The 19,343-nt window shown below is 69.6% G+C and carries 17 protein-coding genes; 11 read left to right on the forward strand and 6 right to left on the reverse strand.

The features are described 5' to 3' along the window. Positions 1-38: 38 nt before the first annotated feature. The 3 genes from ACWFRJ_RS25430 to ACWFRJ_RS25440 form a co-directional block, all read right to left on the reverse strand. Complete coding sequence (locus ACWFRJ_RS25430; protein WP_453535218.1) at positions 39-1,301, reverse strand: MFS transporter; 1,263 nt, start codon at positions 1,299-1,301, stop codon at positions 39-41. Between the two features lie 63 nt (positions 1,302-1,364). Further along, positions 1,365-1,943: a methylated-DNA--[protein]-cysteine S-methyltransferase gene (locus tag ACWFRJ_RS25435; protein WP_453535221.1), complete on the reverse strand. Its 579-nt coding sequence runs from the start codon at positions 1,941-1,943 to the stop codon at positions 1,365-1,367. A 73-nt stretch (positions 1,944-2,016) separates the two neighbouring features. Then, entirely contained in the window at positions 2,017-2,910 is an 894-nt protein-coding gene (locus ACWFRJ_RS25440) for a glycerophosphodiester phosphodiesterase (RefSeq protein WP_453535224.1), read from the reverse strand. 250 nt (positions 2,911-3,160) lie between these two features. Between ACWFRJ_RS25440 and ACWFRJ_RS25445 the strand changes: the two genes are divergently transcribed. From ACWFRJ_RS25445 to aroQ, 8 genes are all read left to right on the forward strand, one after another. Then, positions 3,161-4,030, forward strand: coding sequence for an MHYT domain-containing protein (locus ACWFRJ_RS25445; RefSeq protein ID WP_453535227.1), 870 nt, complete (start codon positions 3,161-3,163; stop codon positions 4,028-4,030). 40 nt (positions 4,031-4,070) lie between these two features. Then, positions 4,071-6,200: an excinuclease ABC subunit UvrB gene (gene uvrB / locus ACWFRJ_RS25450; RefSeq protein WP_453535230.1), complete on the forward strand. Its 2,130-nt coding sequence runs from the start codon at positions 4,071-4,073 to the stop codon at positions 6,198-6,200. Positions 6,201-6,332: 132 nt separating this feature from the next. Next, entirely contained in the window at positions 6,333-6,911 is a 579-nt protein-coding gene (locus ACWFRJ_RS25455) for a TerD family protein (RefSeq protein WP_389910165.1), read from the forward strand. Positions 6,912-6,957: 46 nt separating this feature from the next. After that, on the forward strand, positions 6,958-8,886 hold the full coding sequence (locus ACWFRJ_RS25460) for a TerD family protein (protein WP_453535234.1): 1,929 nt from the start codon (positions 6,958-6,960) through the stop codon (positions 8,884-8,886). Between the two features lie 296 nt (positions 8,887-9,182). After that, positions 9,183-10,184: a TerC family protein gene (locus ACWFRJ_RS25465; protein ID WP_453535237.1), complete on the forward strand. Its 1,002-nt coding sequence runs from the start codon at positions 9,183-9,185 to the stop codon at positions 10,182-10,184. A gap of 83 nt (positions 10,185-10,267) precedes the next feature. Further along, entirely contained in the window at positions 10,268-10,570 is a 303-nt protein-coding gene (locus ACWFRJ_RS25470; RefSeq protein WP_453535239.1) for a hypothetical protein, read from the forward strand. 33 nt (positions 10,571-10,603) lie between these two features. Next, complete coding sequence (locus tag ACWFRJ_RS25475; protein ID WP_453535242.1) at positions 10,604-11,701, forward strand: calcium:proton antiporter; 1,098 nt, start codon at positions 10,604-10,606, stop codon at positions 11,699-11,701. 55 nt (positions 11,702-11,756) lie between these two features. Next, positions 11,757-12,218: a type II 3-dehydroquinate dehydratase gene (gene aroQ / locus ACWFRJ_RS25480; protein WP_453535245.1), complete on the forward strand. Its 462-nt coding sequence runs from the start codon at positions 11,757-11,759 to the stop codon at positions 12,216-12,218. A gap of 21 nt (positions 12,219-12,239) precedes the next feature. Here aroQ and ACWFRJ_RS25485 read toward each other — a convergent pair whose 3' ends face one another. Next, positions 12,240-12,896, reverse strand: coding sequence for an MBL fold metallo-hydrolase (locus tag ACWFRJ_RS25485; protein ID WP_453535248.1), 657 nt, complete (start codon positions 12,894-12,896; stop codon positions 12,240-12,242). 10 nt (positions 12,897-12,906) lie between these two features. After that, a complete protein-coding gene (locus tag ACWFRJ_RS25490; protein WP_453535251.1) occupies positions 12,907-13,632 on the reverse strand; it encodes a maleylpyruvate isomerase family mycothiol-dependent enzyme in 726 nt (241 codons plus the stop codon). 223 nt (positions 13,633-13,855) lie between these two features. Here ACWFRJ_RS25490 and uvrA point away from each other — a divergent pair, with 223 nt between their 5' ends. Both uvrA and ACWFRJ_RS25500 read left to right on the forward strand, forming a co-directional pair. After that, positions 13,856-16,861 carry an excinuclease ABC subunit UvrA gene (uvrA, locus tag ACWFRJ_RS25495; protein ID WP_453535253.1) on the forward strand — a complete coding sequence of 1,002 codons (3,006 nt, stop codon included), beginning with the start codon at positions 13,856-13,858 and terminating at the stop codon, positions 16,859-16,861. A 130-nt stretch (positions 16,862-16,991) separates the two neighbouring features. After that, positions 16,992-17,759 (forward strand): crotonase/enoyl-CoA hydratase family protein, encoded by a 768-nt coding sequence (locus ACWFRJ_RS25500; protein ID WP_453535256.1) that lies wholly within the window; start codon positions 16,992-16,994, stop codon positions 17,757-17,759. A gap of 40 nt (positions 17,760-17,799) precedes the next feature. On the opposite strand, the gene ACWFRJ_RS25505 is transcribed toward ACWFRJ_RS25500, so the two are convergent. Further along, positions 17,800-18,384, reverse strand: coding sequence for a YceI family protein (locus ACWFRJ_RS25505; RefSeq protein WP_453535259.1), 585 nt, complete (start codon positions 18,382-18,384; stop codon positions 17,800-17,802). A 101-nt stretch (positions 18,385-18,485) separates the two neighbouring features. On the opposite strand from ACWFRJ_RS25505, the gene ACWFRJ_RS25510 reads away from it, so the two are divergent. After that, the gene (locus ACWFRJ_RS25510; RefSeq protein WP_453535262.1) at positions 18,486-19,340 is read left to right on the forward strand and encodes a helix-turn-helix transcriptional regulator; all 855 of its coding nucleotides are present in this window, start codon (positions 18,486-18,488) and stop codon (positions 19,338-19,340) included. The last annotated feature ends 3 nt before the right edge of the window (positions 19,341-19,343 follow it).

Below are 19,343 nucleotides of genomic sequence, written 5' to 3' on the forward strand. Positions count from 1 at the left end.
CCGAGGTCAGGTGACCACCGGGGTCACCAGACCCCGGATCAGGCCTTCTTGACCGCCCGGCGCAGCGCGAGCGCCGCCAGCGGCAGCAGCACGCAGACGCCGACGAGGTTGAGCCAGCCGTAGCTCGCCCGCGCGACAATGAGGCCGGCGGCCGCGCCCCCGATGCCCGCCGCCGTGTTCATGGTCAGGTCCGACAGGCCCTGCACGGCGGCCCTGGCGGGCTGCGGCACCGAGTCGGTGAGCAGCGCGGAGCCGGAGACCAGGCCCGCGGACCAGCCGAGGCCGAGGACGAAGAGACCGGCGGCGGTCTGGCCGTGGCTCGGCCCCGCCGTGCCGGCGAGCAGCGCGGCGCAGCACAGCAGTCCGACCGCGAGGCCGATCACGGAGAGCCGTCCGAACCGGTCGGAGAGCCAGCCCATCACCGGCGAGAGCGCGTACATGCCCGCGATGTGACCGCTGATGACCAGGCCGACCAGTTGCAGATCCGCGCCGTGGTGCCCCAGGTCGACCGGGGTCATGACCATGATCGACACCATCACCGTGTGCGACACGGCCACCGTCACCAGGGCGAGCCGGGCCATCGGCGACGCGGCCACCGCGGCGACACCGGCCCGCAGCGAACGGCTCCGCGCGGAATCGTCCTCCTGCGGGGCGAGCGCGCGGGCGGTGAGCAGCGGGTCGGGGCGAAGGAGCACCGCCACCACGAGACCGGCGACGGCGAAGATCCCGGCGGCGAAGAGGAAGGGCCCTGCCGACTCGGGGACGGAGGTGCCGGAGAAGGCGCGGCTCGTGGGCGCGGCGATGTTCGGGCCGAGGACAGAGCCGATGGTGGTGGCCCAGATGACGAGGGAGATGGCACGGCCGCGCCGTTCGGGCTCGGCGAGGTCGGCGGCCGCGAAGCGGGCCTGGAGATTGGCCGACGAGCCCGCCCCGAAGCCCGCCATGCCGACCAGCAGCAGGGGGAAGCTCTCGATGACGGCGGCGAGCACCACGAGTCCCGCCCCGAGCGCGCCGATCAGATACGCGAGGACGAGGCCGGGCCGCCGTCCGCGCGACGTCATCAGGGCGGCGAGCGGCAGCGACAGCAGGGCGGTACCGGCCACGGACGCGGTGGGCGCGAGGCCGGACAGCGCCTCCGTCCCGCTCACCTCGGTCGCGAGCACCGGGGCCAGGGCGATGCCGATCGGTACCCCGAGCCCGCCCAGTATCTGACTGGAGACCAGCACCGCGGTGGTGCGGCGGCGCAGGGCCGGCAGCGCCTCCGGCGCGGGTATGTCAGGAGCGTCGAGGGTCGAAGTCACTGACGCAGTGTGCCAGGGCGTTCGTACGCGGGAAACAGAGTTGTCCGGGGTGTGCCGGGAGCGTCAGAACAGCGGCTCCGGCAGCACCCCTTCCAGGGCGAGCAGCCGCCTCTTGGTCTCGACGCCGCCACCGAAGCCGCCGATGCCGCCGTCCCTCTCGACCACCCGGTGGCACGGCACCACGACCGGCAGCGGGTTGGCACCCATCGCCATGCCGACCGCCTGGGCCGCGCCGGGCTGACCGACGCGGCGGGCCAGGTCTCCGTAGCCCACGACAGCGCCGTACGGAACTGTCGTCAGCTCGCGCAGGACCTGGCGGTTGAACCCGGAGATCAGCGACCAGTCGAGCGGCAGCTCGAAGTCGTGCCGCTCGCCCGCGAAGTAGGCCGCGAGCTGGCGTATGGGCTCGGCGAGGAGCTCGGAGCCGGGTGCTTCGAGCGGCTCGGCCCCCAGCCGGGAGCCGAGCCGCTCGAGTGCCTGGTCGCGCACCGCGTCCGTGGCGTGGAAGACGACGGTGACCAGACCGTCGTCGGTCGCGGCGAGCAGCAGTGGGCCGATGTCGCTCGCGACGACGGCCCACACCGCCTGCCGCGGGCCGTCCTGCCCCGGCCCGCCCTGCCCGTGCTGCCCCTTGGCGTTCATGTGGACCACCGTACGACCGGGCACTGACAACGCGGCCCCGCGAGCCCGCCGGTGCTGGTGGGAGCCGGTGCTACTAGGAGATGGCCTTGCGCACGACATCGGGCGTGTTCGTGATGATGCCGTTCACCCCGAAGCCCGCCACCCGCTGAGCGGCGGCCGCGTCGTTCACGGTCCAGGTGAAGATCTCCAGGCGCCCCCGGTGCGGACCCTTGAGCGAGTGGATCGCGGAGACGTACTCCTTGGAGATGGAGGTGTGCGTCGAGTTGATCTGGTCGGAGAACTTGGCGTACTCGGGCAGCTCGGCGACCGTCGGCGTACCGAGGAAGCCGGTCTTTATGTCGGGCCGCAGCTTGTGCACCGTCTTGACGCTGTCCGCGCTGAAGCTCTGGATGACGAGCTTGTTCTTGACGTGGTGCTTGTCCAGCCAGCCCGTCTTGCGCAGGACGTCGAGGCCCTGCTTCTCGATGCCCGGGTACAGCTCGGGCTTCTTGAACTCGAAGACGAGCTTCTGGTGGTTGCGCGAGACCCGGTTCATGTACTGCTTCAGCGTCGGCACCCGCTGTCCCGCGTACTTCGGGCTGAACCAGCTGCCCGCGTCAAGCGTGCGGATCTCCGCCGCGGTGAAGTCCCCGACCTTCCACGGCGCGCGGTCAGGGAAGAGCTCCTCGACGTTCGTCGTCCGCTTCAGGGTGTCGTCGTGCACGATCACGAGCTCGCCGTCCTTGGTGCGCTGGACGTCGTTCTCGACCCAGCGGAACCCCATGTCAGCCGCCTTGTCGATGGCTGCGAAAGTGTTCTCGGGCGCGTAGGCGGACGCGCCCCGGTGCGCGACGACCAGCGGTCTGTCGTGCGAGACGGACGTCCGCGCCGACGGCTTGTCGGCGGCGTGAGCGGTGGCGGAGGGGAGAACGAGTGCACCGGCTCCGAGGAGAGCAGCGGTGGCGGCAGCGGCAAGACGTGCGGACAAGGGTGACTCCTCGCGATGAAATGGTCACGGACCGGTTGAGAGTGACAGTCCACGGCCAACGCGAGACAGGTGCAGGATGGCCACAGGTTGAACGGAGACAGCCGGGTTCATTTCCCGGAAAATCGTTCGCAAGTTCCGGAGTGAGCTTTACTCTCTGCTTCAGTCCATGGCCTGTCAGTAGACGGCCGACTGGGGCCACTTGGGCGCAATCCCGGGCAATTGGACACAATAGGCGGAAGGGCTACCGCTCATGCAGGGCACGGTCGACGGTTTCAGTTATGGACTAGTCACACCGGTGACGGCGTACCTCATGGCGTGCCTCGGTGGAGCGCTCGGTCTGCGCTGCACCACCAGGTCGCTCCTTGTCGCGCACTCCTGGCGGCCCGGCTGGCTCGCGCTCGGCTCGGCGGCGATCGGCTCCGGCATCTGGACGATGCACTTCATCGCGATGATGGGCTTCTCCGTCGAGCAGGCCCCGATCCACTACGACAGGGCGCTGACCTTCGCGAGTCTCGCCGTGGCCATCATCATGGTCGGCGTCGGGATCTTCATCGTGGGCTACCGAGGCGCGACCGGGACAGCGCTGTTCACCGGGGGAACGATCACCGGTCTCGGCGTCGCGTCGATGCACTATCTGGGAATGGCCGGAATGCGTCTGCGCGGGACGCTGGACTACAACACGCTCACCGTTTCGGCGTCCGTCGTGATCGCCGTCGTCGCCGCCACCGCCGCACTATGGGCGGCCGCACAGGTCAGAGGCTTCCTCTGGAGCCTGGGCGCGAGCCTCGTCATGGGCCTGGCCGTGACCGGCATGCACTACACCGGGATGGCCGCCCTCCGGGTCCATCTGCACGAGGGCTCGTCCGCGGCGCCGACCACGGGGGACTCGGCCGCCGAGCTGATCGCGCCCATGATGATCGGCCCGCTCGCCTTCCTGCTCCTCGCGGGTGTCATCGTGATGTTCGACCCGCTGATGGTGATGGGCAAGGCGGACCTGCAGAACGCCGCACAGGGGCAGCGCGCCCCCTACCCCGTTCCCCGCTCGGGCGACCGGCACGACCCGCGAGCGGGCCGCAGGACCCAGCAGCGCTCCGGCCCCAGGACCCCGCAGAGCTGGTGATCCGACCCCGTTGTCAGTGCGGGGTCGTACGGTGGGTTCCATGCGGCCCGTATCCAAGATCGAACGCACGGTGGCACCTTTCGAGGTCGTCAGTGACTACACGCCAAGCGGCGACCAGCCGGCGGCCATCGCCGACCTGGAGCGGCGCGTCAACGCAGGTGAGAAGGACGTAGTCCTGCTCGGCGCGACCGGCACCGGCAAGTCGGCCACCACCGCGTGGATGATCGAGAAGCTCCAGCGCCCCACCCTCGTGATGGCGCCGAACAAGACGCTGGCCGCCCAGCTGGCCAACGAGTTCCGAGAGCTCCTGCCGAACAACGCGGTGGAGTACTTCGTCTCGTACTACGACTACTACCAGCCCGAGGCGTACGTCCCCCAGTCGGACACGTACATCGAGAAGGACTCCTCGATCAACGAGGAGGTCGAGCGCCTGCGCCACTCAGCGACGAACTCGCTGCTCACCCGGCGCGACGTGATCGTGGTCGCCTCCGTCTCCTGCATCTACGGCCTCGGCACCCCGCAGGAGTACGTCGACCGGATGGTGCCGCTCAAGGTCGGCGACGAGATCGACCGCGACCAGCTCCTGCGCCGCTTCGTCGACATCCAGTACACCCGCAACGACGTGGCCTTCGCCCGCGGCACCTTCCGGGTCCGCGGCGACACCATCGAGATCTTCCCGGTCTACGAAGAGCTGGCCGTCCGCATCGAGATGTTCGGCGACGAGATCGAGGCGCTCTCCACGCTGCACCCCCTCACCGGCGAGGTCATCAGCGAAGACGACCACCTGTACGTCTTCCCCGCCTCGCACTACGTGGCGGGCCCGGAGCGCATGGAGAAGGCGGTCAACGGCATCGAGAAAGAGCTCGCCGAGCGCCTCTCCGAGCTGGAGAAGCAGGGCAAGATGCTGGAGGCCCAGCGCCTGCGCATGCGCACGACGTACGACCTGGAGATGCTCCGCCAGATCGGCTCCTGCTCCGGCATCGAGAACTACTCGATGCACTTCGACGACCGCGAGCCCGGCTCGGCGCCGAACACCCTCATCGACTACTTCCCCGAGGACTTCCTCCTCGTCATCGACGAGTCGCACGTCACGGTCCCGCAGATCGGCGCGATGTACGAAGGGGACGCCTCCCGCAAGCGCACCCTGGTTGACCACGGCTTCCGGCTGCCGTCCGCGCTCGACAACCGCCCGCTGAAGTGGGAGGAGTTCCTCGGCCGCATCGGTCAGACCGTCTACCTGTCGGCGACCCCGGGGAAGTACGAACTCTCGCGCGGCGACGGCTTCGTCGAGCAGATCATCCGCCCCACCGGCCTCATCGACCCGGAGGTCGTGGTCAAGCCCACCGAGGGGCAGATCGACGACCTGGTGCACGAGATCCGCACACGCACCGAGAAGGACGAGCGCGTCCTGGTCACCACGCTCACCAAGAAGATGGCCGAGGACCTCACCGACTACTTCCTCGAACTGGGCATCCAGGTCCGCTATCTACACAGCGACGTCGACACCCTGCGCCGCGTCGAGCTCCTGCGTGAACTGCGCGCCGGTGAGTACGACGTCCTGGTCGGCATCAACCTCCTGCGCGAGGGCCTCGACCTGCCCGAGGTCTCCCTGGTGTCGATCCTCGACGCCGACAAGCAGGGCTTCCTGCGCTCCGGCACCTCACTGATCCAGACGATCGGCCGCGCGGCACGCAACGTCTCCGGCCAGGTCCATATGTACGCGGACAAGGTCACCCCGGCGATGGAGCAGGCCATCGACGAGACCAACCGTCGCCGCGAGAAGCAGATCGCGTACAACAAGGAGAAGGGGATCGACCCGCAGCCGCTGCGCAAGAAGATCAACGACATCGTGTCGGCGATCGCGCGCGAGGAGGTCGACACGGAACAGCTGCTCGGCACCGACTACCGCAAGGCGAAGGACGGTAAGGACGCCAAGGCGCCGGTGCCCGCGCTCGGCGGCAAGGCGGAGAGGGCGGCCAAGGGCAAGGCGGCCGAGAAGGTGCCCACCGACCGGCCCGCTGCCGAACTGGCCGAGCAGATCGAGGAGATGACCGCACGGATGCGCGCGGCCGCCGGCGACCTGCAGTTCGAGATCGCCGCACGGCTGCGTGACGAGGTGTCAGAGATGAAGAAGGAGCTGCGGCAGATGAGGGAGGCGGGGCAGGCGTAGGCGTACTGCCTGGTGTGTTGCAAGACCGACACAAAGTGCCGCCCGCACTGCGGCACCGTCAGTGCCTCTGCGTAGGGTGCTGGGCAACCGCGCGGACCGGCGGTTGCCAGGCATTTCGAGAGGGGACAGCGCGTGACGGTCAACATGACCAAGGGTCAGGCCATCAGCCTGCAGAAGGACGACGGGGGCGCCCTGACCGCGGTGCGCATGGGGCTCGGCTGGCAGGCGGCCCCGAGGCGGGGCCTGTTCGGCACGCGCACGCGCGAGGTCGACCTGGACGCGTCGGCGGTTCTGTTCGCCGACAAGCAGCCGGTGGACGTCGTGTTCTTCCGTCACCTCGTCAGCGACGACGGTTCCGTGCGGCACACCGGTGACAACCTCGTCGGCGGTGTCGGCCAGGGCGGGGACGACGAGGCGATCCTCGTCGACCTGGCGCGGATCCCGGTCCACATCGACCAGATCGTCTTCACGGTGAACTCCTTCACGGGTCAGACGTTCCAGGAGGTGCAGAACGCGTTCTGCCGCCTGGTCGACGAGACCAACGGCCAGGAGCTCGCCCGCTACACACTCGACGGCGGCGGTCAGTACACCGCGCAGATCATGGCGAAGGTCCACCGCGCGGGTTCCGGCTGGCAGATGACGGCCATCGGCAACCCCGCCAACGGCCGCACGTTCCAGGACCTGATGCCGTCGATCCTGCCGCACCTTTAGCCGTGCGGCGCCAGTAAGTACAGAGGGCACGAGGGGGACGAAGGCGATGACGGCCGAGCTGGTCCGGGGGCAGAACCACCCGCTTCCCGAGACCCGTCTGGAGATCAGGATCTCGGTCGGCAAGCCGATCGTGGCCGGGATCACGCTCAGCGACGACCAGGGCAAGGTGCGCGGCACGGACTGGGTGGCCCATCCCGGCGCGCCCACGCTGCCGGGCCTCGAGGTGCCGAGGCAGGCCGCCGCCGACCACCGCCTCGCGGTAGACCTCGGCGCGGTGCCGCAGGCGGTGCACCGGGTGAACGTCCTGCTCGCGCTGCCCGTCGGCGTCGGGGGACCGGTCAGCTTCGGCTCCCTCGCCGCCCCCTTCGTGGCCGTCACCGCACTCGACGGCTCCGAGGTCGCCAGCTACACCATCACCGACCTGGACGCCGAGTCCGCAGTCGTCGCCCTGGAGCTCTACCGCAGGCAGGACGCGTGGAAGGTGCGCGCCGTCGGCCAGGGGTACGCGGGCGGCCTCGCCGCCATGCTCACCGACCAGGGCCTTGTGCGGGCGCACGAACTGGCGGGCACGATCAACGAAGCGGTGGCCCAGGGCCTCGCCCGCTCGGTGGCGGCGCCGCCACCCCGCCCTTCGGACGAGGCCCGCGTGCGGGCGACGGGCCAGACCGCCCCCGGCCCCGGAGCGCCGGGTCCGGACGGCGCCGTGACTCCCGAGCCCGCCCCGCCGACGCGCCAGGCGGGCGCCGCGTCCGGCGGTCCCGTCAACTACACCCACCCCAGCCGCCAGACCAGCGCACCGCCTCCGCCCTCGCCGACCGCAGCCCCGGCCGAGCCGGGCAAGGCCGCCCAGCCGGTGGCGGGCGACGCCACCGGCTGGTCCATGGAGGAGCGGCTCTACAACCAGGTGTGGGGCATGTTCGAGGACCTGGCCCGCACCACGGCCGCGTACCGAAGTGCCGTCGACTTCGCCGAGTCGCGCATGGACCAGGAGCTCGACAAGGTCCTCTCCGACCCGCGCAGCCGCATCGGCAACACCGGGGACGCCGCTCGGGAGGCCGCCCGTACCAAGCACGGCCAGCTCGTCGACCGGGCGAGGGACGCCCTCGACCGCGACCTGGGCCAGCTCGCCGCCGAGTCCGAGGTCGTCGAGCCCGCCCTGCCCATGGCGTTCGCCGGCTGGGACAGCCCCGTCTGGCACGCCTACCGCACCCCCATGGAGATCCCCATGGCCCTGCGCCTGGGCGACCTCCACCTGCCCGAGCGCCCCGGCCTGCGCATCCCGATGCTGGTGCGGCTGCCCCTGGAGCGCGGCCTGTGGATCGACAGCGGCCGCTCGTCCGGCACGGACTCCCTGGCCGACGGGGACCAGCTGCGCCGCCTCGCCATGGACAGCGCGGTCGCGCACGCCGCTCGGCTGCTCGCGGTCTATCCGGCGGGCGAGTTCACGGTGCACGTCATCGACGCGGCGGGCGCCGCGGCCGGAGCGCTCTCCCCGCTGGTGACGGCGGGTCTGCTCGACGAGCCCCCGGCCTCCGGCGCCGCGGGCGTCTCCGCGGTCCTCGCCAAGCTCACCCAGCGCGTCGACCTGGTGCAGATGGCGATCCGCGCGGGCGCAGCCGACGCACTGCCGCCGGACCTGGACACCGCCGAGCAGCTCCTGATCGTCAACGACTTCCCGCACGGCTTCGACGACCGCGCCGTGACCCAGCTCCGCTACCTCGCCGACGAGGGCCCCGCGGTCGGCGTGCACCTGATGATGGTCGCCGACCGCGAGGACGCCTCCGAGTACGGCCCGCTGCTCGACCCCCTCTGGCGCGCGCTCCTGCGCCTGACCCCGGTGGCCGACGACCACCTCGCCGACCCCTGGGTGGGCCATGCGTGGACGTACGAACCTCCGATGGCGCCACCCGGCAGCAAGGTGCTCACGCAGGTCCTGAACCAGGTCGCGCACGCCCGGCGCACGGGCGGTCGCTGACGCGTCAAAGGGCCCGACGAGCCCGGGTGACAGCTAATGGCGGCTAACGGTAAAGCGACTTTTGACCCTCGCTGACCTGGCCTTTTGGCTCTTGCTTGCCGTCTTCTTTACTAAGTCTTGGTGTTTCGCGTACTCTTCTTGCAGCGGAGGGGAGTACTCCCGAACGCGACGTACCCGTCAATACGGACCGCCATCGGTCCCGGGGCGTCGGCCCGCGGGGCGGTGAGCCGCCTCGGGTGGAAGAGACCTCCGGCAGCGACGACGCTGATCAGTAGCCGTACGACGCCGGAGGCGCAGTGGACGTTTCAATGACCCTTTGGGTACTGACCATTCTTGGTCTGTGTGCCCTGATCGCGGTCGACTTCTTCATCGGGCGCAAGCCGCATGACGTGTCGATCAAGGAAGCCGGAATCTGGACGGGAGTCTGGATCGCCCTTGCCGGGCTCTTCGGAGTGGGCCTGCTGATCTGGGGCGGTGGCCAGGCGGGCGGTGAGTTCTTCGCGGGCTTCATCACCGAGAAGTCGCTCAGTGTCGACAACCTCTTCGTCTTCATCCTGATCATGGCGAAGTTCTCGGTGCCCAGCCATCTCCAGCAGCGAGTGCTGCTGTTCGGTGTGCTGATCGCACTCGTCCTGCGAGCGATCTTCATCGCCGCGGGCGCCGCGGTCATCGCCAACTTCTCCTGGGTCTTCTACATCTTCGGCGCGTTCCTGATCTACACCGCCTGGAAGCTCATCCAGGAGGCGCGCGCCGGGGACGACGAAGAGGAGTGGGAGGAGAACCGCCTCCTGAAGGCCGCCGAGAAGAAGTTCGGCGTCGCCGACCAGTACCACGGCACCAAGCTGTTCATCCAGAAGAACGGCAAGAAGATCATGACGCCCCTCATGATCGTCATGCTCGCCATCGGCACCACCGATGTGCTCTTCGCGATGGACTCGATCCCCGCGATCTTCGGCCTCACCCAGGACCCGTACATCGTCTTCACGGCGAACGCCTTCGCCCTGATGGGTCTGCGCCAGCTGTACTTCCTCATCGGCGGACTTCTTAAGAAGCTGGTCCACCTCAGCTACGGCCTGTCGGTCATCTTGGGCTTCATCGGCGTGAAGCTGGTGCTGCACGCCTTGCACGAGAACGGCGTGCACGTCCCCGAGATCTCCATCCCGGTCTCGCTCGGCGTCATCTGCGGTGTCCTGGTCATCACCACGATCACCAGCCTCATGGCCAACAAGAAGCAGGCGAAGAAGGAGGCCGCGGAGAAGGCGGCCGACGAGACTCCGAAGGACAGCATCGGCGCCTGACGGCATCCGGCGTAGGAGTTACCAGCACGGGCGGTGGCCCGCGGCTCATTGCCGCGGGCCACCGCCCGTGCTTGCTTGGACGCATGAAGTTCGTCCAGATGATCGAGTTCGAGACCGACCGCATCGACGACATGCGATCCGTGATCGAGCAGGATGACCAGCAGGCGACGGGCCGCGAGGGCGGCCCCACGCACCGCCTCGTCCTTCAGGACCGGGGCAACCCACGCCGCTTCTTCGTCGTGCTCGAGTTCGCATCGGCCGAGGACGCGCGGCGCAACAGCGAAGCTCCGCAGACCGCGAGGACGGCGGAGCGGCTCGCCGCGATGTGCACGAGCGGTCCTTCCTTCACGGACTGCGACGTACGGGAGATGACAGATCTGAAGTAGCGGGGCCCCGGCGCCCGGTGCAGCATCGAAGGCATGATCACTCGGCTCCGGGGACTCGCCACGCAGTGGACGGCGGCCGTGCCGATCCTGGCCGTCGTGCTGCTCGTCCTGACCTGGGGACGCGAGCTGCCGGGCGCGGTCGTGGCCCTGGTGACGCTCGTGCTCGCCGGGGCCGTCCTCGCCGCCGTGCACCACGCCGAGGTGATCGCGCACCGCGTCGGTGAACCCTTCGGCTCGCTCGTCCTCGCGGTCGCCGTGACGATCATCGAGGTCGCGCTGATCGTCACGCTCATGGCCGATGGCGGCGACAAGAGTTCCACGCTGGCCCGTGACACCGTGTTCGCCGCCGTGATGATCACCTGCAACGGCATCATCGGCCTGTGCCTCCTCGTGGGCGCCCTCCGCCACCGCGTCGCCGTCTTCCAGTCCGAGGGCACCGGCGCCGCCCTCGCGACCGTCGCCACGCTCGCCACCCTGAGCCTGGTCCTGCCGACCTTCACCACGAGCAAGCAGGGCCCGGAGTTCTCCACGGCGCAGCTCACCTTCGCCGCCCTCGCCTCGCTCGTCCTGTACGGCCTGTTCGTGACGACCCAGACCGTGCGCCACCGCGAGTACTTCCTGCCGATCACCCGCAAGGGCGAGGTGATCGACTCCGAGGAAGCCACAGGTCCCTCCACCCGCACGGCCCTGATCAGCCTGGGCCTGCTCGCCCTCGCCCTGATCGGCGTGGTCGGCCTCGCCAAGGGGGTCTCACCGACGATCGAGTCCGGCGTGGAGAGCGCCGGCATGCCGCACTCCGTGGTCGGTGTGATCATCGCGCTGCTGGTGCTGCTCCCCGAGACCATCGCGGCCGTGCGCGCCACCCGCCGCGACCGGGTGCAGACCAGCCTCAACCTCGCCCTGGGGTCCGCGATGGCCAGCATCGGCCTGACCATCCCGGCCGTCGCGGTCGCCTCCGTCTGGCTCTCCGGGCCGCTGGTGCTCGGGCTCGGCCCGACCCACATGGTGCTGCTCGCGCTCACCTTGATCGTCGGCACCCTCACGGTCGTGCCGGGGCGCGCCACTCTGCTGCAGGGCGGGGTCCATCTGGTGCTGTTCGCGGCGTACTTGGAACTGGCGGTCACGCCGTGACAGGCGGCCGCAGGGGGCTACGGAGACGCGGTCCGCTCCTCAGTACGCTGACCCCATGACCCGCACCCTTGCCACCGCCCCGATCATGATCCTGAACGGCCCCAACCTGAACCTGCTCGGTCAGCGCCAGCCCGAGATCTACGGCTCGGACACCCTCGCCGACGTCGAGGCGCTGTGCGCCAAGGCCGCCGCAGCGCACGGCGGCACCGTGGACCTGCGGCAGAGCAACCACGAGGGTCAGCTGGTGGACTGGATCCACGAGGCGCGCGAGCACCACGCGGGCATCGTCATCAACCCCGCCGCCTACTCGCACACGTCCGTCGCGATCCTCGACGCGCTCAACACCTGTGACGGCATGCCGGTGGTGGAGGTCCACATCTCCAACATCCATCAGCGTGAGGCGTTCCGGCACCATTCGTACGTCTCCCAGCGCGCCGACGGTGTCATCGCGGGATGCGGTGTGCAGGGGTACGCGTTCGGGGTGGAGCGGGTGGCGGCGCTGGTCGCCGGGGCCTGAACCCCGGCGACGTACGGCTGCTCACCAGCCCCGCTGACGCCACTCCGCCAGGTGCGGGCGCTCGGTGCCGAGCGTCGTGTCGTTCCCGTGGCCGGGATAGACCCAGGTCTCGTCGGGGAGCGTGCCGAAGATCTTCGTCTCGACGTCGTTCAGGAGGCTCGCGAAGGCCCGCGGGTCCTGGTGCGTGTTGCCGATGCCGCCGGGGAAGAGGCAGTCCCCGGTGAAGACGTGCGGGTGGCCGTGCGGGTCGTCGTACACGAGGGCGATCGAGCCCGGCGTGTGGCCCACCAGGTGGCGCGCGGTGAGCGAGACGTGACCGACCTGGACGGTGTCGCCGTCCACGAGCGGGACGTCCGTGGGCACCGGGATGCCCACCGCGTCCTCGCGGCCCGCGTAGGTCCGCGCGCGGGTCGCCCCGACGACCGCGGCGAGGGCCTGCCAGTGGTCGCCGTGCTGGTGGGTGGTGACGACGGACGCGATGCCGTCGTCACCGATCAGCGTGAGCAGCGTCTCGGCGTCGTTCGCCGCGTCGATCAGGAGCTGCTCGTCGGTGGCCCGGCAGCGCAGCAGATAGGCGTTGTTGTCCATCGGGCCGACGGCGACCTTCGAGATCATCAGGTCCTGCAACTCGTGTACGTCCGCACCGCCGCCGACCTTCACTGCTCCGCTGTACGTCATGCGCCTCAGCCTATAGCGGGGGCAGGGCGGGCAGGAGGCCGCCTTCGGCCGTCAGCGCGGAGCCGTCACGACGGCCCGCGAGCCAGCCGAGGAGGTCGGCCTGGCGACCGCTCACGGTGATGTCCACGTGGGTTTCGTAGCCGCTCTTGACCTGCTCCAGCGTGACGCCCTCCACCGCTCCCGTGTAGAGCCCTCGGCCGTCGTCCTGCCTGATGAGCAGCGCGGGCAGACCTGGGGCGTTCCGGAACCGGTTGGTGAGGAAGCTGATCTCTCGCTGCACGAACTCCTCCGGGAGGTCCTCCAGCTCGTAGCCGATGCCCAGGTCGACGTGGTGCAGTTCCGCCTCGCCCCACCGTCGGAACGGCACCCGCGACGCGGAGTCGGTCACCCCGTTGCGCATCGTGATGGTGCGGGACCAGTCAGCGGGGACGGCGGCCTGGGTCTCGAAGCGCTCCGCGGACTCGCGTACGTCAAGGAGCTGCTCGGCCAACGGCCGGGGCGCGTCCCGCTCGATGTCCGCGTCCCGCGCGTCGCCGCTGACGTACATGGGCCGCCCTGCCAGCACATTCACCAGCGCGTCCGCGTTCCGCGCGAGGTGGGCGAGCACGTGACCGCGGGTCCAGCCCGGAAGCCGTGACGGCTCGGCGGTCGAATCGTTGTTCAGTTTCGCGGCTGCGGTGAGCAGCCGATCGGTCGCGTCACGTACAGACGCCAGGTCGCGCACATGATCAATCATGCGCCCGACGATAGCCGCGCCACACGTTCGGGTGAAGGTGTCGGAGCGGCACCGCAAATCGAATGCACGTGCTATATGGTCGGGTGCGGCATCGGGCATTCTTGGCGGTCCGGGTTTGTTATCAACCAGGGCATCCGTCCCGGCGTTGTCAGTGGCTCGCCCTAGTCTGTGAAGGACAGGGGTCCCGCCCCTGTCACTTCTCTCAAGAAAGGTGCGGACCGGCGTGGCCGACCGTCTCATCGTCCGTGGCGCGCGCGAGCACAATCTCAAGAACGTCTCGCTCGACCTCCCGCGTGACTCCCTCATCGTCTTCACCGGGCTCTCCGGGTCGGGCAAGTCCTCGCTCGCGTTCGACACGATCTTCGCCGAGGGCCAGCGGCGGTACGTGGAGTCGCTTTCCTCGTACGCCCGGCAGTTCCTCGGTCAGATGGACAAGCCGGACGTCGACTTCATCGAAGGCCTCTCGCCCGCGGTCTCCATCGACCAGAAGTCGACCTCGCGCAACCCGCGCTCCACGGTCGGCACCATCACCGAGGTCTATGACTACCTCCGCCTGCTCTTCGCGCGCATCGGCAAGCCGCACTGCCCCGAGTGCGGGCGCCCCATCGCCCGGCAGTCGCCGCAGGCCATCGTCGACAAGGTCCTCGAGCTGCCGGAAGGCAGCCGCTTCCAGGTCCTCTCGCCGCTGGTGCGCGAGCGCAAGGGCGAGTTCGTCGACCTCTTCGCCGACCTCCAGACCAAGGGGTACAGCCGCGCGCGGGTCGACGGCGAGACGATCCAGCTCTCCGAGCCGCCCACGCTGAAGAAGCAGGAGAAGCACACCATCGAGGTGGTCATCGACCGCCTCACGGTGAAGGACTCCGCCAAGCGCCGCCTGACCGACTCCGTGGAGACCGCGCTCGGCCTCGCCGGGGGCATGGTCGTGCTGGACTTCGTCGACCTCCCCGAGGACGACCCCGAGCGCGAGCGGATGTACTCGGAGCACCTGTACTGCGCGTACGACGACCTGTCCTTCGAGGAGCTCGAGCCCCGCTCCTTCTCCTTCAACTCGCCCTTCGGCGCCTGCCCGGACTGCTCGGGCATCGGTACGCGCATGGAGGTCGACCCCGAGCTGATCGTCCCGGACGAGGACAAGTCGCTCGACGAAGGCGCCATCCACCCCTGGTCGCACGGCCACACCAAGGATTACTTCGCACGTCTGGTCGGCGCGCTCGCCGACGCCCTCGGCTTCTCCACGGACATGCCCTGGGCCGGACTCCCGCAGCGCGCCAAGAAGGCCCTCCTGAACGGCCACAAGACGCAGATCGAGGTCCGCTACAGGAACAGGTACGGCCGCGAGCGGGTCTACACCACCGCCTTCGAAGGTGCCGTCCCCTTCGTCAAGCGCCGCCACAGCGAGGCCGAGAGCGACTCCAGCCGCGAGCGCTTCGAGGGCTACATGCGCGAGGTGCCCTGCCCCACCTGTGAGGGCACGCGTCTGAAGCCGATCGTCCTCGCCGTCTCGGTCATGGGGAAGTCCATCGCCGAGGTCTCGGCGATGTCCATCAGCGACTGCGCGGACTTCCTCGCCGAGCTGAAGCTGGGCGCCCGCGACAAGAAGATCGCCGAGCGCGTCCTGAAGGAGGTCAACGAACGGCTGAAGTTCCTGGTCGACGTCGGCCTCGACTACCTCTCGCTGAACCGCGCCGCGGGCACCCTCTCCGGAGGCGAGGCCCAGCGCATCCGCCTGGCCACCCAGATCGGCTCGGGCCTCGTCGGTGTGCTCTACGTCCTGGACGAGCCGTCCATCGGCCTGCACCAGCGCGACAACCACCGCCTGATCGAGACCCTCGTGCGCCTGCGCGACATGGGCAACACGCTCATCGTCGTCGAGCACGACGAGGACACCATCAAGGTCGCTGACTGGGTCGTCGACATCGGCCCCGGCGCGGGCGAGCACGGCGGCAAGGTCGTGCACAGCGGCTCCATGAAGGAGCTCCTGGCCAACGACAAGTCGATCACCGGGCAGTACCTCTCCGGCAAGAAGTCCATCCCGATCCCCGACGTGCGCCGCCCCACGGACCCCACCCGTCAGCTGACGGTGCACGGCGCCCGGGAGAACAACCTCCAGGACATCGACGTCTCCTTCCCCCTCGGTGTCCTCACCGCGGTCACCGGCGTCTCGGGCTCCGGCAAGTCGACGCTGGTCAACGACATCCTCTACACCCACCTGGCGCGCGAGCTGAACGGCGCCAAGTCCGTCCCCGGGCGGCACACGCGCGTGGAGGGCGACGACCTGGTCGACAAGGTCGTGCACGTCGACCAGTCGCCCATCGGCCGCACACCCCGGTCGAACCCGGCGACGTACACCGGAGTCTTCGACCACGTCCGCAGGCTGTTCGCGGAGACGATGGAGGCGAAGGTCCGCGGCTATCTGCCCGGCCGCTTCTCCTTCAACGTCAAGGGCGGTCGCTGCGAGAACTGCTCCGGTGACGGCACGATCAAGATCGAGATGAACTTCCTCCCGGATGTGTACGTCCCCTGCGAGGTCTGCCACGGGGCGCGCTACAACCGCGAGACGCTGGACGTCCACTACAAGGGCAAGTCCATCGCCGAGGTCCTGGACATGCCGATCGAGGAGGCGCTCGACTTCTTCGAGGCGGTGCCCGCCATCTCCCGCCACCTGCGCACGCTCAACGACGTGGGTCTGGGATACGTCAGGCTCGGCCAGTCCGCGCCCACGCTCTCCGGCGGTGAGGCCCAGCGCGTGAAGCTGGCCTCCGAGCTGCAGAAGCGCTCGACGGGACGGACCGTCTACGTACTGGACGAGCCGACCACCGGTCTGCACTTCCAGGACATCAGCAAGCTGATCGCGGTCCTGTCCGGCCTGGTCGACAAGGGCAACACGGTCATCGTCATCGAGCACAACCTCGACGTCGTCAAGACCGCGGACTGGGTCGTCGACATGGGCCCCGAAGGCGGCAACGGCGGCGGTCTCGTCGTCGCCGAGGGCACGCCCGAGGAGATCGCGGGGGTCCCGACGAGCCACACGGGCAAGTTCCTGCGGGACATCCTGGAGTCGGACCGGATCAGCGATGCGTTGCCTTCGCAGGGGCGTAAGCGGGTTGTTGCTTCGACGGCAACCAAGAAGGTCGCCGCTAAGAAGGTCGCCGCCAAGAAGGTCGCTGCCAAGACGGCCACCGCCAAGAAGGCTGCTCCGAAGAAGGTGGCCAAGCCGCGTAAGGGCTGACGGTTCGCCGTGTGCCTCTGCGGGTGTGCTGTGGCTGGTCGCGCAGTTCCCCGCGCCCCTTACGGGGCGTGCCGCCGGACAAGGGTTTCCCCCTTGTCCGGCGGCCCGTTCCCGTGGTCGCCTGGGCTGCATGACCGTACGTACGGAACGTGCAGGCCCCGTCACCACCATCGTGCTGTCCCGGCCCGGCGTGCGGAACGCGGTCGACGGGCCCACCGCCCGTGCGCTCGCGGACGCCTTCCGGGACTTTGACGCGGACCCCGACGCGTCCGTCGCCGTGCTGTGGGGCGAGGGCGGCACCTTCTGTGCCGGTGCGGATCTGAAGGCCATCGGGACACCGGCAGGGAACGAGGTGACCGAGAAGGGGGACGGGCCCATGGGGCCGACCCGCATGCGCCTTTCCAAGCCCGTCGTCGCCGCGATCTCCGGACACGCGGTCGCCGGAGGCCTGGAGCTTGCGCTCTGGTGCGATCTGCGTGTGGCCGACGAGGACGCGGTGCTCGGCGTCTTCTGCCGCCGCTGGGGCGTTCCGCTCGTCGACGGCGGGACCGTGCGGCTGCCCCGGCTCATCGGGGAGAGCCGGGCCATGGATCTGGTGCTCACCGGCCGTCCCGTACCCGCCGCCGAGGCGCTGGCGATGGGCCTGGTCAACAGGACCGTACCGCCGGGCACGTCCCGCGCCGCGGCCGAGCGGCTCGCCGCGGAGATCGCCGCGTTCCCTCAGACCTGCCTGCGGAACGACCGGCACTCCGTGCTTGAACAGGGCGGCCTGACCGAGGAGGAGGCGATGGCGGGTGAACTGCGCCACGGCCTGCGGTACCTCGCCGAGGCGGCGGACGGCGCGGCCAGGTTCGCGGCGGGGGAGGGGCGCCACGGGGCCTTCACCGGCGGTGAGTGAAGCGCTCGGCCGCCGTCTGCCGGACTAGCTGTCTGCCGGACTAACCTTCGGCGGGCGCGGTCTCCGGCTCCAGGAACTGCATGTCCAGCTGGATCTTCACCACGTCGCCGAGCAGCCCGGCACCGAAGTCGAGGCCGTATTCCTTGCGGCTGATCTCGCCGGTCGCCTCGAAACCCGCATGGCGTCGGGGGCTGCCCGGGAAGGCCTGGACCCCGCCGAACTCGACGGCGAGGGTGACCGGCTTCGTCACGTCACCGATGGTCAGTTCGCCCTCCAGGGTCCACTCGTCCTCCTTGCCGATGACCCGCGTCGAGCGGAACGCCATCGTGGGGCGGCGCTCGACGTCAAGCAGGTCAGGGGCGCGGACATGGGCGTCGCGGTCCTTGTTGCCGGTGTCGATGGACGCCAGGTCGATGGTCGCCGTCACGGATGAGGTCTCGGCGCTCTCGCCGACGACGAGGCCGGCCGTCACCTCGCTGAAGCGGCCCCGCACCTTCGAGATCCCGAGGTGGCGGATGGTGAAGTTGACGGCGGAGTGGAACGGGTCGATCTCCCAGTTGCCCGCGGGCAGCGGCAGGGCGCCGGAAGCGGTCGTGGCGGTGGCTGTGCTGTCAGAAGTGGTCATGCGCTCCACTCTGCGCGGCGGGACGGAGGCGAGGAAGGCCGAGCTGAGACTGGTAGTGACAGGGCCACGATCCGGTCGGGGGCAGCTGGTACGTTCGGCCGGTGAGCGACAACGAGCTGGGCACCTTCCTGCGCACCTGCCGTGAAGCGGTCACGCCCGCCGAAGTCGGCCTTCCCACCGGCCCCCGTCGCCGCACTCCGGGCCTGCGCCGCTCCGAGGTCGCCACGCTCGCCGGGGTCAGTGTCGAGTACCTCGCCCGGCTCGAACAGGGCCGGGACCGCCATCCTTCGCCGCAGGTGATGGGCGCGCTCGCGGACGCCCTGCGGCTGACGGTGGAGGAACGTTTCCACCTGCGCCGCCTGGAGAAGGAGACGAGCGGCGACCCCTGCTGCCCGACGGCGAGCGTGCCGTCCCAGTCGGTGCGCCCGACCGTGCGGGCGCTCATCGACCGCCTGGAGCCCACGCCCGCCGTGCTCTTCAACCGGCTCAGCGACATCCTCGCGTACACCACGGGCTACGAGCGGATCGTGGGGCCCATCGGTCTCCTGGAAAGCGAACGGCCGAACCTCGTCCGGTTCCTGTTCACCGACGAGCGGGCCCGCACCGCCTACCCCGAGTGGGACGCCGTCGCCGACGAGCAGATCGCCTTGTTCCGGGGCCAGTCCATGCTCGACGACCCGCACGCCGAGGGATTCGCCGACGAGTTGACCGTCATCGCCGGTGCGCCGTTCGCCGACCGTATGACGGTCGTGCCGCGGCTGCCCCGGCACAGTGGCGTAGAACGCATGGCGCACCCCGAGGTCGGCGCGATGCGACTCTCGTACGAGACGCTGTCGCTGCCCGACGCCGACGGTCAGCGACTGATCGTGCACCTGCCTGCCGACGAAGCGTCATCGGCCGCGCTCGACCGCCTCAACGGCCGCAAGCCGGGCGGTCTTCGCGCGGTGACGGGCTGACCT

It is taken from the genome of Streptomyces sp. NPDC055239, from assembly GCF_053606205.1.

What these genes read in the sequence shown, in the direction of transcription:
- ACWFRJ_RS25435 (WP_453535221.1), bottom strand. Translation starts at nt 1,943, where the DNA reads ATGAACGCCAAGGGGCAGCACGGGCAGGGCGGGCCGGGGCAGGACGGC.
- ACWFRJ_RS25445 (WP_453535227.1), top strand. Translation starts at nt 3,161, where the DNA reads ATGCAGGGCACGGTCGACGGTTTCAGTTATGGACTAGTCACACCGGTG.
- uvrB (WP_453535230.1), top strand. Translation starts at nt 4,071, where the DNA reads ATGCGGCCCGTATCCAAGATCGAACGCACGGTGGCACCTTTCGAGGTC.
- ACWFRJ_RS25460 (WP_453535234.1), top strand. Translation starts at nt 6,958, where the DNA reads ATGACGGCCGAGCTGGTCCGGGGGCAGAACCACCCGCTTCCCGAGACC.
- ACWFRJ_RS25470 (WP_453535239.1), top strand. Translation starts at nt 10,268, where the DNA reads ATGAAGTTCGTCCAGATGATCGAGTTCGAGACCGACCGCATCGACGAC.
- ACWFRJ_RS25475 (WP_453535242.1), top strand. Translation starts at nt 10,604, where the DNA reads ATGATCACTCGGCTCCGGGGACTCGCCACGCAGTGGACGGCGGCCGTG.
- aroQ (WP_453535245.1), top strand. Translation starts at nt 11,757, where the DNA reads ATGACCCGCACCCTTGCCACCGCCCCGATCATGATCCTGAACGGCCCC.
- ACWFRJ_RS25485 (WP_453535248.1), bottom strand. Translation starts at nt 12,896, where the DNA reads ATGACGTACAGCGGAGCAGTGAAGGTCGGCGGCGGTGCGGACGTACAC.
- ACWFRJ_RS25490 (WP_453535251.1), bottom strand. Translation starts at nt 13,632, where the DNA reads ATGATTGATCATGTGCGCGACCTGGCGTCTGTACGTGACGCGACCGAT.
- ACWFRJ_RS25500 (WP_453535256.1), top strand. Translation starts at nt 16,992, where the DNA reads ATGACCGTACGTACGGAACGTGCAGGCCCCGTCACCACCATCGTGCTG.
- ACWFRJ_RS25505 (WP_453535259.1), bottom strand. Translation starts at nt 18,384, where the DNA reads ATGACCACTTCTGACAGCACAGCCACCGCCACGACCGCTTCCGGCGCC.